We start from the raw sequence: 14,250 nt of genomic DNA on the forward strand, positions 1-14,250 counted from the left end.
GCTTTAGCTGCTGACCTAAGTGCTTCCAATTGCCTGCGTGCTGGACTGGAAGTCCTAATGTCGTGGCCATGGCCGCTCTGCGGTTTCATCTGATCTCCAGGGATGGAGGAAATGCCAAATTCTATATGGAACAGAATTGACTCTGAAACCGAAGGCTTCAACCGCATCTACATTGGAGTATAGAAGCAAAACCATTTTGCATTTACGTTGTAAATTTAAAATCAGAAAAGTCATTACTCGCCATAGACAGCGTTTAAGCGTCAGAAAATCTGCTTAAGATAAAACCCATCGAGCGCTTTAGCGAATTTTGGATTGTGAGTTAGGCTTAACTGGTGTTTTACCTTATTAAGGCTGGTTGCTGATGAGTGCGAAGGTGCGGGAGTGGTTAGGTAGCGCTAGCTTAGGGCGACTATCGCGCGTATTGAGCTTGATGCTGATTTTTACTTGTACTGGCTTGCCTGCTAACCAGTGGGAACAGCTTGATACTCCTTATGGTGGAAGTATTGCCGCGATGGGTAGCTATGCCAATGGCTGCTTGGCGGGCGCTGAAGCGTTACCTTTATCAGGGGAGGGATTCCAAGTTATTCGTACCGAGCGACAGCGCTATTATGGTCATCCACTGCTCATCTCATTTATCACACAATTTGCCAGTGATTTTCAACAGTATAATCACGGTGATTTGTTAATAGCAGATATGTCGATGCCACGTGGCGGTAACTTTAGCCATGGTCATTCAAGCCACCAAATAGGGCTAGATGTTGATATTTGGCTTAAGCTGACTGAGCAGGTATTAACACCGGAGCAGCGAGAGCAACCACTGCCATTTGATATCGTTGATGACAAGAAATTCACGCTCGATAGTAAGCAATGGCGACCACAACATACTCAGATGTTGAAACTGGCAGCTGAAGACCATCGCGTGGCACGTATTTTTGTGAGTCCTGTGATTAAACAGCACTTATGTAATATGGAGTTCGCCAATGATAATTGGCTTAGTAAAGTACGCCCTTGGTGGGGGCATACCTATCATATGCATGTGCGTCTGCATTGTCCGGCAGGCGATACCAGCTGTATTAGCCAGGCTGTAATTCCAGACGGAAATGGTTGTAACGAGCTCAGTTGGTGGAAGCAACAGATGACGCAAACTAAGCCTAAATCGCCAGCTAAAAAGACAGCCGAAATAGCTAAAAAGAAAAATAAAAAGCTCAAACCAAAACAGTGTTCTCAGCTACTTTATGATAGTACCGCCAAATAACTATTATCTGCTTGAGTATCAATAAAAAAGCCCGGGATCATTCGATGCCGGGCGTTAATTGCTAGAACTCATTTGTCAGTACTAATCTCTAAGTACTCGTTTTTTAGTTCTAGTTTATGAGCTTAGTGCGTAACCACCCTTGAGGTGAGACACCTGCTGAAATCCAAGTCGGTGCATGGCTTGCGCTGCGATCATTGAACGGCTGCCGCTGCGGCAAACTAATACCCACTGCTTATCTTTATCATCTTGGTGCTGCTGAATAAATTGTACTAGGCGGGTCAATGGTACGTTCAGACTCGATTGCTGTGAGTGGTTTAAGGCATATTCATGGGGCTCACGGATATCGATAATCATCACGCCTTTATCTTGTTTCATTGCCACTTCAAGGCTTTTGGCATCATACTCTTTTATCTTTGATTTATCGCAACTGCCAACGAAAGCGCCACAGATGATCTCAGTGCCGACTTCATCATTAAGGTTGCTGTCTAGCTGTGATTTTAGCTGCTGAAAATGTGCTACAGATAATCCTTCATTTAGTACCGCTTTTAGTAAGTTGTTGCGGCCTATCTCTGCCTCTAGGCTGGTAGTGAATTCATTGTTGTAATCATGGCTGGCACAGATCAAAGTGTTACTACTAATACAGTCTCTGATCAATTTCAGGCTATGAAACAATTCCATGCTGCAGCTGGAATCAAAGTTTGTTCTGCCAAGACTGCCCATCAATATGGTATCACCACAAAAAGCGTACTGAGTTTGCTGCGGCAAATTGTCTAACGTCAGTGGCGTTGAGCACAGTAGTAAGCTAATACTATCGCCAGTATGACCTGGCGTTGGCAACCTGACTAACTGCTTTGAACCTATGCGAATCGTCTGGTATTGCTGAGCTAAATTTTCTATATATTCTTGAGTTACTGGCCAACCTAGTACATCGGATTGCTGCTTTGCTAAGTAACGTTCAACCAGCTGTTCACGTCCAGACTGATGATCGGCATGGCCATGGGTATCGATTGCAGCAACGAGCGTTAGCTGCTGGCACTGCAGTAAGGTGTCCAATCGCTGGATCAATTCTGGTAGTGGATCGATGATCAAAGCTTGTTTGCTTGATGAATCGACATAAACCCAGGTGCAGCTAGCACCAGAGCGTAACTGCAACAAACCATCCAGTTGTGTTTTGTCGGAGATGTCGCTGCTGTCGTCTAATATCATGCAGCTTTGCGTGAGTGCGTTTGACGCTATTTTAATCCGTAAACAAGCTGCATTAACTTCAGCTTGAGTTATCGCTGGCCCAAAGGACATACGAATAGCGGCTTCACTTTGCCAAGCGGGTAGACCCATGGCATCTAGCACAAAGCTTCTACTCACTTTAGAGCTGCAAGCGGAACCCGAGCTGACACGAATGTTGGCGGCATCAAACAGATCCATGATCTCTTTGCTGCTAAAACCAGGCACGGCAAAGTTGATTGTGGTGGCAACGCTATGGTTAAAACTGTTGTTAAATACAATGGCGGGGAAACACTCAACTAAAGTATCGGCAATCTGCTGTCGATACTCTGTTAGTTGTTCACTGTTTGAAAATGTCGAATCGTTAGGGCACAGCAACATCTCAAATATAACGTTAAGCGCAGCCATACCAGGAAGGTTTTCTGTGCCTGAACGCAAGCCACTTTCTTGGCCACCGCCGGCAATAAAAGAGGTGAATGGTGCGCTATCTCGTATATAGACGAACCCAATTCCCTTTGGTGCGTAAAGTTTATGACCACTGAATGGCGCATAATCGATACTGGTGCTCTGCAAATCAAGCGCGGTTTTTCCTAGTGCTTGAACGCAATCAACCATCCAGTAAATATCAGGGTTTGCGCTGCGAATGGTATCTTCTAAAGTGGATAGGTCTTGAAATACACCAGTTTCATTATTGACTGCCATGGTACAGATCATCAGTGCGTTTGGTGCTTGTTGGCTGATAAACTGATGATCAAGTATGCCAAACTCATCAACCGGAATCGCTTTTACATCGGCAGTAATATCTAGCACGCTAAGCCAGTGCTTCAATGATTCTGGCACGGCTTTATGCTCGGTTGCGCCATAAAGCACAGTGTAGCTTTGCTCTGCTAACATATTGCTCTTTGCTGCAATCAGTGCTGACAAGATTGAGGTTTGGATCCCTTCAGTAGCACCACTGGTAAATATGAGCTTTCCCTCACCCGTGCCAAGCAAGGTTTTTGCTCTTAAGCGAGTTTGTTCCATTAAGTGTTTGGCTTGTAATCCAGTGATGTGACTACTACTCGGGTTGCCAAAAAGAGTTTCCATCGCCGATAACGCTGCAGCCGCTGCTTGAGGGAGTACGGGGGTTGTGGCATTTGCATCAAGGTAAATTTGGGGTAACTCAGTGGTGTTATTCATTGTGGTTAGCTCTTTATTGTTATTGTTCTATCGCCCAAGACGACTTATAACTTTTGGGAATAACTAATATCTTGGAGCTATATTAACAGGTTGAGATTAATGATCAAGATCACATTTTCTCAGTTGCAGTTGTCACAAAAGGGGGCAGCGGTGACAGACGAAGTGTGAAAGAAGGTGTAGTGAACCCCTTATATCTCAATTGATTTGAGTAGATAGCGATAGTTAGCTTGGAGAGCATCAGTCTATTTAAGGCAATAAAAAAGCGCCATCAATAGGCGCTTCAATGGTGTATGTCCCCTAAGTTGTTTAGGAGTTGTTTGCTGTGTTACTGGTTAGGTCACAGGTTATTGGCTTTGACTGTCTCAATCAGGTCATCCCACTGTGGGTATTGAGCCAAGCTTTGCGATAAATCACCCCAAGGTTGCATCGTTTGCTGCTTAAATTCGGCGGAGTCGGCCTTTCCTTGCTTGAGCTCATATAGGTAATAAAAGGCCGAAGCGCGGTAATTTGCGGCGCAATGGATCAATATATTTTTGCCTTTATTGGCGTCCATTATGGTAAAAAACTGTTCAACATTGGCTACAGTAGGCTGCTTCCAATCAACATTTATCTGTTGATATTGCATTCCTGTGCGGGCGACTAAACTGGCTTCATCGGCATAACCACTGGAGTTTCCAGCGGGAATGAGGTTGATCACTAACTCAACACCAGCTTGCTGTAATGCGGGAAACTCAGCCTTGCTCGGTAACCCTGAAGTGATAATGCTACCGTCATTAAACTGTACTGCTTTTATGTTTTGTAAGTTCTCAGGTGCAACTTCTGCAATCGCCATTGAACTGAGCAGGCTCGCGAGTAGAAAGATAAATCTCATGGTGTTGTCCCTAATTAATGGCGTACTAGATTTTGACTTTAATGACGACCTTTCGAACTTGTTTTGGCGTCGCACTGGTGCCTGGCATATGCATATCTTCTGGAAAGAAGAGGGCAAACATCCCTGCTTTAAACGGAATAAAAGCTGCGGCGTTTTTATTGGATTGGTAATCAAACTCGGCATAATCATGTTTGGCAAAATAGGGTTTTGAAGGTATTTGGTCTGCTAAAGGTAAATAGCCAAACTCCTCTTCACCACTAACAACGTATTGTACATCGATATACTGCTGGTGGACTTCAAAAGGCTCCACTTCTCTTGGCTTAGTTTCATAATCGTTGACGATAACAAACAGATCCTTGCCATCGAGTTCGTATGTGCCCACCTCCAGCTGGTTAAAATCAGTTTCACTCAGGTGTGCAAGCGCTTTAGCAATGCGAGGGCTGATGTGGCTGTATAGGTTTCGATTTGCTAGCGTGTCTACAATCATAATCTTCTCGTTTATAAGGTTGCTTAAGCGAAGCCATCTAACCTAGCTTAAGTTTTCAATAAACAGAAGTTTAGCGCTATCTGCTATTAGGCGATACAGGAGTTCACTTCAAATGTGATGCCTTTAGCTTCGAAAGCCAGCTTTAACTTTGCAGCAAGTGAAGACTTGGGCTTAAGGGGAAAGTTAATTTTGCCTAGACTTGAATGGATAAAAAGATGATCGCCGAGTAATCGTACCGAATCGATGTCTTGATAATTCAGCGTTAATGTCTTGGGCATGCTGGTATCTGACGTCTCCATCATCTTAATAAAAGTGACTTCAGAGGGCGTAAATACAATTCGTTGAGTCCACAATAAATGAGTGATCCAGGCAGTACTCAGTGTCAAACTCAGTAGAATGACATAGTCGAGAATATCATTGTCGTAGCTTGAGTGAATCGCTAAGAAAGTGAGAGTTATGCCAATTAGGGCATAGCCGACTCTTTGAAAGGGTTTGATGATAGTGCTATTTTCCATATTACATCCTTGTTGCTTCCGTATTAAATCGAGTTTACGCTGCTCGGTAAGTAAGTGAAAAGTTAATTATTGTTTAATTATTGTTTAATTATTTGAGGTGAAAGTGTCTTCGTTACGATTTATTGCGGGCTCAAAAGCCTTTAAAACGCTTAGCGAAAATGGACTACAGCCCGAGCTGTTTAGCCAGTTATTGGCGGCGTCGGGTGGGCCGAAGTGGATTGTTTTTAATGGCTAAACACCGAAAAGCTCGTATGTTTAAAAACAGACATTCAATAAGATACAAACCTTTTGTTTTATATCATTAAAATTATCTAGCGTTTTTCATAAAGATATATGAAATACCAGAGGGTGAATGGGTGAATGGGTTAAAGGGGGGAACCTAAAACCTTAACTATTGATGACTATCTAGCTACTGCGCTTTAAGAAGTTGCTCCTGTACTACCTGATTAACCATGCCTGAGTTATCTATTTTCATCAGTATGTCATGCGGACTTAGATTGTCTTTGACCATAATGACATCCATGCTTTTTCTAGTTTTAACACTCTCAATGTTCAATTCAGTGGCTTTTCTAAGCGCTTCTAATCTGGATCCGTTCTCAATCAGATCTTCTTTCCAGTAGACAATAAAGGTCATGCTGATTTTTCTTCTCATCTGCGCTTCAGCATTTAGGCTTTCTGTTACCTTGTTCTCTTTCACAATATTTGCTGCAGATTCAGAAATGGGCTTGTCGTTAACTTGACTACAGCCAGATATCAGCAAAGATATCAGGGTGAGAGCGATGATATTAAATTTAATGGATGGCATATGAATCCTTGGTGTTATAGAGAGGTTTTTTGACTTGTGATGCTTCGCACTTATGTTAGTTCAAGGGCTAAATAAATCGATAAACCAACGGCTAAATCAACTAAAGCTTGAGCTATAAATGCCCCTCTTTAAAGGGAAGGGCATTTATGGTTTTAAACCTTAGCCTTCACATATGGCAGGTGGTACAGAGCTGCTGAAATCAACTTCAACAATGTCACCACATGAACCATCTTTACAAGATTGAACAGCGACTCTAGTGTAAGCAGAAGCATCTACGGTCACACGAGGAACATCAGCAACAACAGTCTTATCAAAGGCAACAGAGTTAATATCACCAGTAGAGCTAGTTTGTAAGATGTTATAACTAACACCATCTACAGTATGTTGTAGAGTACCAAACTGTATGTTATACATTGAGCAAGCAGTCGGCACAACTTCAATCATTCTAACTAAATAAGCTTCTTGAACTGGTGAAGTAAATGCTGCATAGCGATGTTGAACATTAACTTTATCAATTGCTAGGGCATCATTTTTAAGAGCATTGTAAGCATTGATAACACCAGCACCATAACCAACTTTAGATGCTCTTGATGCCTGACCATTACCATTAAGCTCATGTGGCACAGCAGTGTTTAAAATCATTGCTTCACGCTCTTTAGCTGATAAATCAGGGTATGCTAGCTTAAGCAAAGCGAGGACACCAGAGGCATTAGGCGCAGACATTGAAGTCCCTGAGTTTTCTGCATAACAATCATTGTAGCTATTCGAGTCACCACAATTACGACTAGTACCGTAATAAATAGTACTCATTGTTGCACCAGTAATTTCTTCACCATGAACTGCAATATCAGCAAACTGTCCATAATTAGAGAATCTACTAATTTCACCACTCATTTTAGATGAAGCAACACCAAATGCTTCTTCACAGTTAGCAGGAGTAACATAAGTAGTATCAGCAGATTCATTACCAGCAGCAATAACAACACTAATGTTCATCTTATATGCTTCGGTGATAGCATCTTTTGTATAGCTATTAGCTTCACAACTTAATGCAGATTTTCCGCCTAAACTCAAGTTGATAACATCAACAGGTTCAGAGATTGGACGAACATAACCTTTATCACCCTCTTGTAATGAACCATTGCTGTACTTTTTAATTGCCCACCAAATACCATCACCAATACTGTAGCCATCCCCCCCAAAACTACCGAGAACACGCACTGGCACAATTTCTAGTAAATTATCAGGAACAACGCCAACCATACCAAGGTTATTATTTGAAGTTGCCGCAATTTGACTTGCAACACTCAAACCATGACCATCAATAGCAACAGTGTATACACCATCACCATCTCTGTCCCACCAAGATTTGTCGGTAGAGTCGTTACTTTCATAAAGAGGAATTAGATTTTCGACAGAACAAGTAACATCTAAGCCAGTATTTTCAAGGTCAACAGTTGAGCAGCCCATTTCCCAATAACCATCGCTACCAACACCATCCCCCCCAACAACAAAGTTAGCTTCATCGTCAGACCAAGTAATATCTTCATGTTCCCATTTTCCAGTATCAAGAACCGCAACACGAACCTTTCGGTCGAGTTTTACATGCTTAACAGTATAATCACGAGCTTTAGCAAGACTTGATAAACCCATGCGAGAATCTTCTTGTTCATCTAAATATTCTTGACCTAGATATAAAGGATCATTAAATTTATCAATAACAAGAGAAAGAGTGCCAACTGTGCCACTTTTTACTTTTTGGGGATTAAAATGATTTACATTAATTAATTTTCGATTAATTTTTGGAGAAACTACAATTCCATTTTCTTCTACATATTTGAAGTAACCTGTATTTTGTAGTGTGTTAATTGCAGTCTCGCTATCACCAGCAACATGAACCAAATCAAAAGTTTTTTGAAGTGGTTTTAACAGAGTGATTGTTAATCCTGTTTGTTCAGCAATTTGCTCAATAACATCTGTGCTATGTACGCTTTCATTATCTGCCCAATTTACAATTAACTCGGCAGCATGCGTTGAAACTGAAGTTATAGCTATAATGATCGAAATGGCTATGTGTTTAATTTTCATTTTTCTTACTCTTAATTTGAATTATATAAAGTCATAGTTTTAAAAGCGCCAGTGGATTGCGGATGCGCTAATCAAGCACTGCTTCATTTGCCATTGAAGTAGCAATACTAAGAACTTCATATTCAGGCTTCCACACCCAAGCATCCCCCTGATATGCACCGTAAGTGGTGTTGCCTACAAAGCGACTATAAAAACCATTATCAAGTTCATTCATTTGCTCCCAGTAAACCCGACCTAATTCAAAACTAGGAACCGCAGTTTGCAACATTCCAGACAAGCGGTTAGTTCGTTCAATAATATTTTGTCCACCAGCAGAATAATAAGAATCTTCCTGATTACCTCGGATACGCTCAATGTTACTTACAGCTAGAGCATAGTTTGTAGCATTAGCGTAAAATTGAGAATCAGCCTTACCTGTTTGTCGATCATATGTTTCTTCCTCGCCTACATTACAAATGTAACCAAGTTGAATAACATAGTCACCATCAATGTATCCACCCTTAAACGTATAATTAACAGCAAATCCATTCTGAACAGCCCCTAACATACAATTCAGCTCTTCCGTAGAATCATTTTCAGAAAAATAACGTGAATCAGCAATCAATAGACGCTCATTTAATGCTTCTTGTTGGGTAAGAACACTTTGCATTTCTAGCCCATCAATAAGGAAATCACTAAGACGCTCTAATTCTTGAGACTGTTTTACAAATTTTTGTGCAAGTACGATTTTTTCTTCTAATTCACGCTCCTGAGAAGTTGTAGCGCCTTTTACATAAACCTCATAAGCGGAACCAGCAATACCACCAAAGGAATCAGTTGTATTAATTCGAACAAAAAAGACAGAGAATTTAGAACCAGCAAGAGCAGTTAATGAATATGTTTTTGCTGAATTATCATAAGTGAAAGAAATTTTACTAGCATCACCTTGAAAAACGTCAAAAGGTTCAGCTTCATAAATAACCAAACTATCAGCATCAAGAACTTCAGAAGATGCCATGTCGAATGTTTTAGTTACCCCCTCTTCTAAAAATACAAAGTTTTCACTATCAAGAAAAGGAGAACGATTTGCATAATATACATTTAGTGAAAAATTCAATGTTTCAGTAGTAACACCATCACTCACAGTAAGAACACCAGTATAGTCGCCTTGGTTATCACTAGATGGAGAAACAATAACTTCCTTACTGTCAGGATTGACAACCGCTGAAATTGCAGCTTGATTTAAACCAGAATCAACATTCATTACAACACGATAGGTAATGTTTTCTTGTTCAACAGAACCCAACTCAATTTCAAAAGGGAAACGAGCCTTTGCTGCCTGAGCAACTGAAAGGTTAATGGCTTCTGCATCAAACCAGCTTACAGAATAAGCTACATACTTGCTGACGGAGACGGTGATATTTTTAGCGATACTATCTTTACCGTCGCTGACTGTTATAGTCAGCGTAACAGTGCTGCCAGCAGCGACATCACCTGCGGTAATAACTAAATACTCACCACTAATGGCTGCTGAAATGACGGGTGAAGTGGAGCTAAAGGCGTATGACAGTTCATCACCATCCAGATCTGTCGCAGTAATACCTACCTCTATCGTAGAGTTGCCAGACAGAGATATTTCCGACTTTTCCAGAGCTAGAGTCGGAATATTATTAGGCTTGTCCTTAACCTCTACAGTAACCGTTTTGGAGGTGCTCGCTTTACCATCACTAACAGTCAAAGTTATGGCTGTAGTAAAATCGCTCTCAACTTCGTTTGCACGAATAGTTAATGTGTCACTACTTACACTGCCAGACACAGCAGCATTTGATGAAGTTACAGAATAGGTGAGCTTGTCACCATCTGAGTCCTGGGCATTAATTGAAATATCCGTTGTCAGCCCCTCTTCTAATGATATTGAAGACTGACCCAATAACAGAGTAGGCGCATTATTGCTCACAGAGCCTCCGTTATTACCATCATCAGGTTTACTGCTTGAACTATCGTCACCACCGCCACAGGCTGAAAGGACCGCCGATAGAATAACTGCAGATAACAATCCACGAGTATTGTTCATGTATATTTTCTCGAGTTAAAAACACAAATGTATTGTGTTTATGAAATATTAAGGTAAGGAAAAGGGTTTAAATAAGCCTTTTAAAGTCCATATTTGTGAGTCCGTATATCTAGGTAAAGCAGAGTAAGAACACTAGCCCTACCGCTTTTTCCTAAGTAGTTTTAATACTTTATTGATTACCATTTAATGCATTCAGCATTGTGCTAAATGGAGCTATGAACGAAGTAAAATCGAAGAGTTTGATTGCGAGAGAGATATTGTATCCACAGGGATTGAGCTTCATTATTTAGTCCTTTATATAATGTTTAGATAAAAATGTTGTCATTTATTGCTTAATGATTCACCACTTCAAATCAAGTAAGAACTTGAAGATGTTACCATTATCACATGCTCGCTACTTTGTGACTACTTTTTGGTGGCCTGCAATTTTCAATTGCAAAGCCTTACTAACTGTAAAGATCGGCAGAGATACAAGTGTTACGCCCATCGGCTTCATGGGGTGTGAGGCCGCCCCGCCCCCTCACATCGAAGTTTAAAAAATAAGTTAGATGTGTCTCTGTATTCGTATTTCACCTTAAAATCATCGCTAGAAAGATCTAATGCAACATTGAGCGAATTGGCGTTAATAAAATAGATATCCTAAGAACATTATAAGAAGGATTACTAAGGGGGAACTTTTAGCTGTACTGGCTGTCAGGCTGGTTGCGCCTGCTGTTAACATACCAGATCCCCCTCCAATAACAGCCCCCATTATCATCGACTTTCGAGCAGAGTGACTATCACTTTCAGTATTAATCTTCAACAAGCATTGAATGAATATTCGTCACTCATTTTCGAGGCTACTCACCTGTTACTGACCATTATTATCTGAAAACTTTTCATTGGTTTGATACCAAGGCAACAGTTGCAAAATAGCAAATAACAAGGTTGAAACCAGTAATAACGGCAAACCTAGTCTCATGGTATCAAACAGCATTTTCAGCATCTCTTTATCTAAACCAAAAGAACTCGAATAGCCTCTCATATCATCAAAGTATGAAAAAGCATCATAAATAGGAACACATAGCACAATAAGAAATATTAACGATAAAATTCGACTCACAACTCTAGGTAGGCCAAGCAATAGGCTGAAGAGTGCCAAGAATATAAATACCAGTTGAAACCCTGTACTTTCAACTAACTGAAAGTAGCTTTGAGACTCATTAAATATTTGAGCCAAAGGTAAAATCATAGAGATAAACAAGGTAATTAAAACAAAAGATGAAAACTTATTATGAATTTTAAAACCATTTTCTCCAGGAATACTTATTGATTTAAGTGCGTTGCTGGATTTTGAAAAATCAATATTATTCACTGACTCCTTTGTTTTTCCTGCTGTAGCTGCGGCAAAAATTTTAGCTTTACTAATATTCTCTTCATTAACACTATTTCTAGCTTGACTATATAAATTAGCAGCCACGGCCTTAGCTTTATTTAGGCCTTTATCAGCTGCAGTTGTTGTTCTCAGAACATAAATATTATGTGCTGTACCATCTGTTATATCAAAATCAACTTCATCACCAATAGTGGGGCTAACCTGTGAACTAAACTTGTCTTGAGTTACTTCAAATTTCTGTTCATTTGCGCCACGAATGACAGTTGACTCAGCAGTGGTATGTAAAATGGTCCCTTTCATTACTTATCCTTTTACTCTTATATTAACAACTTGGAGCCGAAATCAGTAGCTTTGGTTTAATGGTCTCGGGAGTTATTTTTGATGAAAGGCCAATAATATTAATTGAAACAGATCGCCCACATAGCGTTTCAACAGCGAGGGTATGAGTATGTCCATTATCAACATTACTTTTTATTGATACCGTTCTACCAGATGACTTTATTTCCAAAGCTAAGGAACTTGAATTTTTTGTATAGCTAACAAATCTATCCTGACCAGTAATATCAAGCACTGCCACGCCACCATCTGGTACATACATGTTTACTACGGATTTTTGAACTTGATCTATGCTAGCACTATAAGGACCCTGAAGTTGAACCACATCAGATACGACTTGTGGCGTTTGGGCAAGTGAAAAACCAGATACTATTATTAATGGTAGCGCTAAAAGTTTCATTGTACTGCCTTTATTATGTTTTTAGTGGTAATTGCTTTGACAAGGATGCAAAGGTGTTTATATGCATATAGGTGTGTAACAATTATGTTAGATGTCGACTAAAGTGTACCTACCGAACTCTTTGGATAATTTAAACCTGTCATTGCTCCCAAATGACTTAAACTTGTATGAGATAATTACCATCCCTGATTTTTCTTTCAATACCATGTCGACCAATTCACAGTCTGAATCTGAGTATTCCTTCTGAACTCTTTTAGGTAACCCTTTATTTTTTTGAGTGACGAGTTTGCTATATTCTGACTCTAGGAGGTATGCCTTTAATTTTTCAGGATTGGCATCTTCAGTGACAAATTCACTAAATGCTTCACAAACATATACTCCAACCTCTTCATTACTCATTTTTGAGATCTGCTCATCTGTCAGTGGAGCATCTGAGCAGCCAATTATGGCAGTAGTCAACACACATAAAGACACCAATGATTTGAGGGTTTTCATACTTTAAGTCCTTTAAAATTAACAATATGCAGAGTCAGATTTACCTATATTACATCTGAAAGTGTCCAAAAGAGTCTGCTCATCAGTGCTTAAGGTCTTGTTACTGATCACCAATGTTTAGCCTCCAGTGCAAAGATTAAACTAACGTATCTGAATGGTTAACAAAGGGAAGATACGTAAATTCCGAAATAATTCGTAAAATAGATAACAGAAAATCACAGAAATTTGACATGACCACAATATTGGTTTTCATGATTTGCGTACCAGCAAAGCACAGGCTGAGTATATTAAATGTGCCGAAGCGTCCTCATATCATAGCTTTCACTTGATTCAGCTATTGATGATATACATAACAACTTCTGATCATCCTCCTAAATCGACGACTCATACATTTGTTGCTTAAACGTAGAATAATTAAAGATATTATTATAAAGTAGCTGGGTCATATGTACCTATAGCAGCTAATGTGAGGTGTTGGAAATTGCTTAAATACCTTTTGGGCACTGATTCCTTCACCATCACCAATTGGCTGTACCCTGATAGGGATTGCATGCAAGCAGGAAAATGGAGTTTATGCCGAGTACAGCTCAAGATGTTGAACAACTCACCAGCATATTGGTTAAATGGAATGCTGGAGACAAGGTTGCAGAGCAACAGCTCTATCAGTTTGCTTATCAAAAATTTCATCAACTTGCTAGTGAAGTCAAATCAAACTCTATCGGTGAACGACCAGCAAATACGCTACTAAGCATATCCAGCAATACCACATCTCTAGTTCATGACGCTTTTATAAAAATTCATCAAAGTAGAGATGTTGCCCCCGAAACGACAAGAGAGCTTTACATAACATTTTCAACGGTGATCTATTCAATCTTGGTAGACAACATACGAAAATCTAAAGCAAAAAAACGACAAAAATACAGTACAGATACTGAAAGTACAGCTATGTTAGACAAAATACAGCGTATTTTAGATATTGAAATTTTACTAAAAAAATTATCTATCGAGTACTCTAGGCAGGTATCCGTTTTTATCTATAAATATGTTTGCCTTACCCCATCAAAAGAGATAGCTGAATTGTTTTCGGTTTCAGAATCAACAATTGATAAAGACCTTTCTTTTATCAAGCTACAGCTTTCAAATTATTACCACAATTAACCAATTTCACTG

Annotated in this window: 12 protein-coding genes and 1 pseudogene; 3 read left to right on the forward strand and 10 right to left on the reverse strand. The window is 39.9% G+C overall.

The annotated features are described in order from the left end of the window. Nucleotides 1-361: 361 nt before the first annotated feature. Nucleotides 362-1,255, forward strand: coding sequence for a penicillin-insensitive murein endopeptidase (gene mepA / locus JK628_RS02300; RefSeq protein WP_202287668.1), 894 nt, complete (start codon nucleotides 362-364; stop codon nucleotides 1,253-1,255). Between the two features lie 114 nt (nucleotides 1,256-1,369). Here mepA and JK628_RS02305 read toward each other — a convergent pair whose 3' ends face one another. The 4 genes from JK628_RS02305 to JK628_RS02320 form a co-directional block, all read right to left on the reverse strand. Continuing rightward, the gene (locus JK628_RS02305; protein ID WP_202287669.1) at nucleotides 1,370-3,655 is read right to left on the reverse strand and encodes an aminotransferase class V-fold PLP-dependent enzyme; all 2,286 of its coding nucleotides are present in this window, start codon (nucleotides 3,653-3,655) and stop codon (nucleotides 1,370-1,372) included. 337 nt (nucleotides 3,656-3,992) lie between these two features. Next, nucleotides 3,993-4,526 (reverse strand): protein tyrosine phosphatase family protein, encoded by a 534-nt coding sequence (locus tag JK628_RS02310; protein ID WP_202287670.1) that lies wholly within the window; start codon nucleotides 4,524-4,526, stop codon nucleotides 3,993-3,995. 25 nt (nucleotides 4,527-4,551) lie between these two features. After that, a complete protein-coding gene (locus JK628_RS02315; protein ID WP_202287671.1) occupies nucleotides 4,552-5,013 on the reverse strand; it encodes a YhcH/YjgK/YiaL family protein in 462 nt (153 codons plus the stop codon). A gap of 86 nt (nucleotides 5,014-5,099) precedes the next feature. After that, nucleotides 5,100-5,528, reverse strand: coding sequence for a hypothetical protein (locus tag JK628_RS02320; protein ID WP_202287672.1), 429 nt, complete (start codon nucleotides 5,526-5,528; stop codon nucleotides 5,100-5,102). A gap of 103 nt (nucleotides 5,529-5,631) precedes the next feature. Between JK628_RS02320 and JK628_RS23235 the strand changes: the two are divergent. Further along, nucleotides 5,632-5,760, forward strand: a pseudogene (locus JK628_RS23235) (alpha/beta hydrolase); the annotation flags it as partial. Between the two features lie 177 nt (nucleotides 5,761-5,937). Here the strand turns inward: JK628_RS23235 and JK628_RS02325 are convergent. The 6 genes from JK628_RS02325 to JK628_RS02350 form a co-directional block, all read right to left on the reverse strand. Further along, nucleotides 5,938-6,333: a hypothetical protein gene (locus JK628_RS02325; protein ID WP_202287673.1), complete on the reverse strand. Its 396-nt coding sequence runs from the start codon at nucleotides 6,331-6,333 to the stop codon at nucleotides 5,938-5,940. 159 nt (nucleotides 6,334-6,492) lie between these two features. Then, nucleotides 6,493-8,421: a S8 family peptidase gene (locus JK628_RS02330; RefSeq protein ID WP_202287674.1), complete on the reverse strand. Its 1,929-nt coding sequence runs from the start codon at nucleotides 8,419-8,421 to the stop codon at nucleotides 6,493-6,495. A 67-nt stretch (nucleotides 8,422-8,488) separates the two neighbouring features. Next, nucleotides 8,489-10,474 (reverse strand): Ig-like domain-containing protein, encoded by a 1,986-nt coding sequence (locus JK628_RS02335; RefSeq protein WP_202287675.1) that lies wholly within the window; start codon nucleotides 10,472-10,474, stop codon nucleotides 8,489-8,491. Nucleotides 10,475-11,324: 850 nt separating this feature from the next. Further along, a complete protein-coding gene (locus JK628_RS02340; protein WP_202287676.1) occupies nucleotides 11,325-12,149 on the reverse strand; it encodes a hypothetical protein in 825 nt (274 codons plus the stop codon). A 22-nt stretch (nucleotides 12,150-12,171) separates the two neighbouring features. Beyond that, entirely contained in the window at nucleotides 12,172-12,585 is a 414-nt protein-coding gene (locus tag JK628_RS02345) for a hypothetical protein (protein ID WP_202287677.1), read from the reverse strand. Between the two features lie 87 nt (nucleotides 12,586-12,672). Further along, complete coding sequence (locus JK628_RS02350) at nucleotides 12,673-13,080, reverse strand: hypothetical protein (RefSeq protein ID WP_202287678.1); 408 nt, start codon at nucleotides 13,078-13,080, stop codon at nucleotides 12,673-12,675. A gap of 573 nt (nucleotides 13,081-13,653) precedes the next feature. Here JK628_RS02350 and JK628_RS02355 point away from each other — a divergent pair. Further along, complete coding sequence (locus JK628_RS02355; protein WP_202287679.1) at nucleotides 13,654-14,238, forward strand: ECF-type sigma factor; 585 nt, start codon at nucleotides 13,654-13,656, stop codon at nucleotides 14,236-14,238. The last annotated feature ends 12 nt before the right edge of the window (nucleotides 14,239-14,250 follow it).

Source organism: Shewanella sp. KX20019 (assembly GCF_016757755.1).
In the GTDB taxonomy this organism is placed as follows: Bacteria; Pseudomonadota; Gammaproteobacteria; order Enterobacterales; family Shewanellaceae; genus Shewanella.

Bases quoted from the DNA above. Each gene is read 5' to 3' on its own strand.
- mepA (WP_202287668.1), top strand. From the start codon at position 362: ATGAGTGCGAAGGTGCGGGAGTGGTTAGGTAGCGCTAGCTTAGGGCGA.
- JK628_RS02305 (WP_202287669.1), bottom strand. From the start codon at position 3,655: ATGAATAACACCACTGAGTTACCCCAAATTTACCTTGATGCAAATGCC.
- JK628_RS02310 (WP_202287670.1), bottom strand. From the start codon at position 4,526: ATGAGATTTATCTTTCTACTCGCGAGCCTGCTCAGTTCAATGGCGATT.
- JK628_RS02315 (WP_202287671.1), bottom strand. From the start codon at position 5,013: ATGATTGTAGACACGCTAGCAAATCGAAACCTATACAGCCACATCAGC.
- JK628_RS02320 (WP_202287672.1), bottom strand. From the start codon at position 5,528: ATGGAAAATAGCACTATCATCAAACCCTTTCAAAGAGTCGGCTATGCC.
- JK628_RS02325 (WP_202287673.1), bottom strand. From the start codon at position 6,333: ATGCCATCCATTAAATTTAATATCATCGCTCTCACCCTGATATCTTTG.
- JK628_RS02330 (WP_202287674.1), bottom strand. From the start codon at position 8,421: ATGAAAATTAAACACATAGCCATTTCGATCATTATAGCTATAACTTCA.
- JK628_RS02335 (WP_202287675.1), bottom strand. From the start codon at position 10,474: ATGAACAATACTCGTGGATTGTTATCTGCAGTTATTCTATCGGCGGTC.
- JK628_RS02340 (WP_202287676.1), bottom strand. From the start codon at position 12,149: ATGAAAGGGACCATTTTACATACCACTGCTGAGTCAACTGTCATTCGT.
- JK628_RS02345 (WP_202287677.1), bottom strand. From the start codon at position 12,585: ATGAAACTTTTAGCGCTACCATTAATAATAGTATCTGGTTTTTCACTT.
- JK628_RS02350 (WP_202287678.1), bottom strand. From the start codon at position 13,080: ATGAAAACCCTCAAATCATTGGTGTCTTTATGTGTGTTGACTACTGCC.
- JK628_RS02355 (WP_202287679.1), top strand. From the start codon at position 13,654: ATGCCGAGTACAGCTCAAGATGTTGAACAACTCACCAGCATATTGGTT.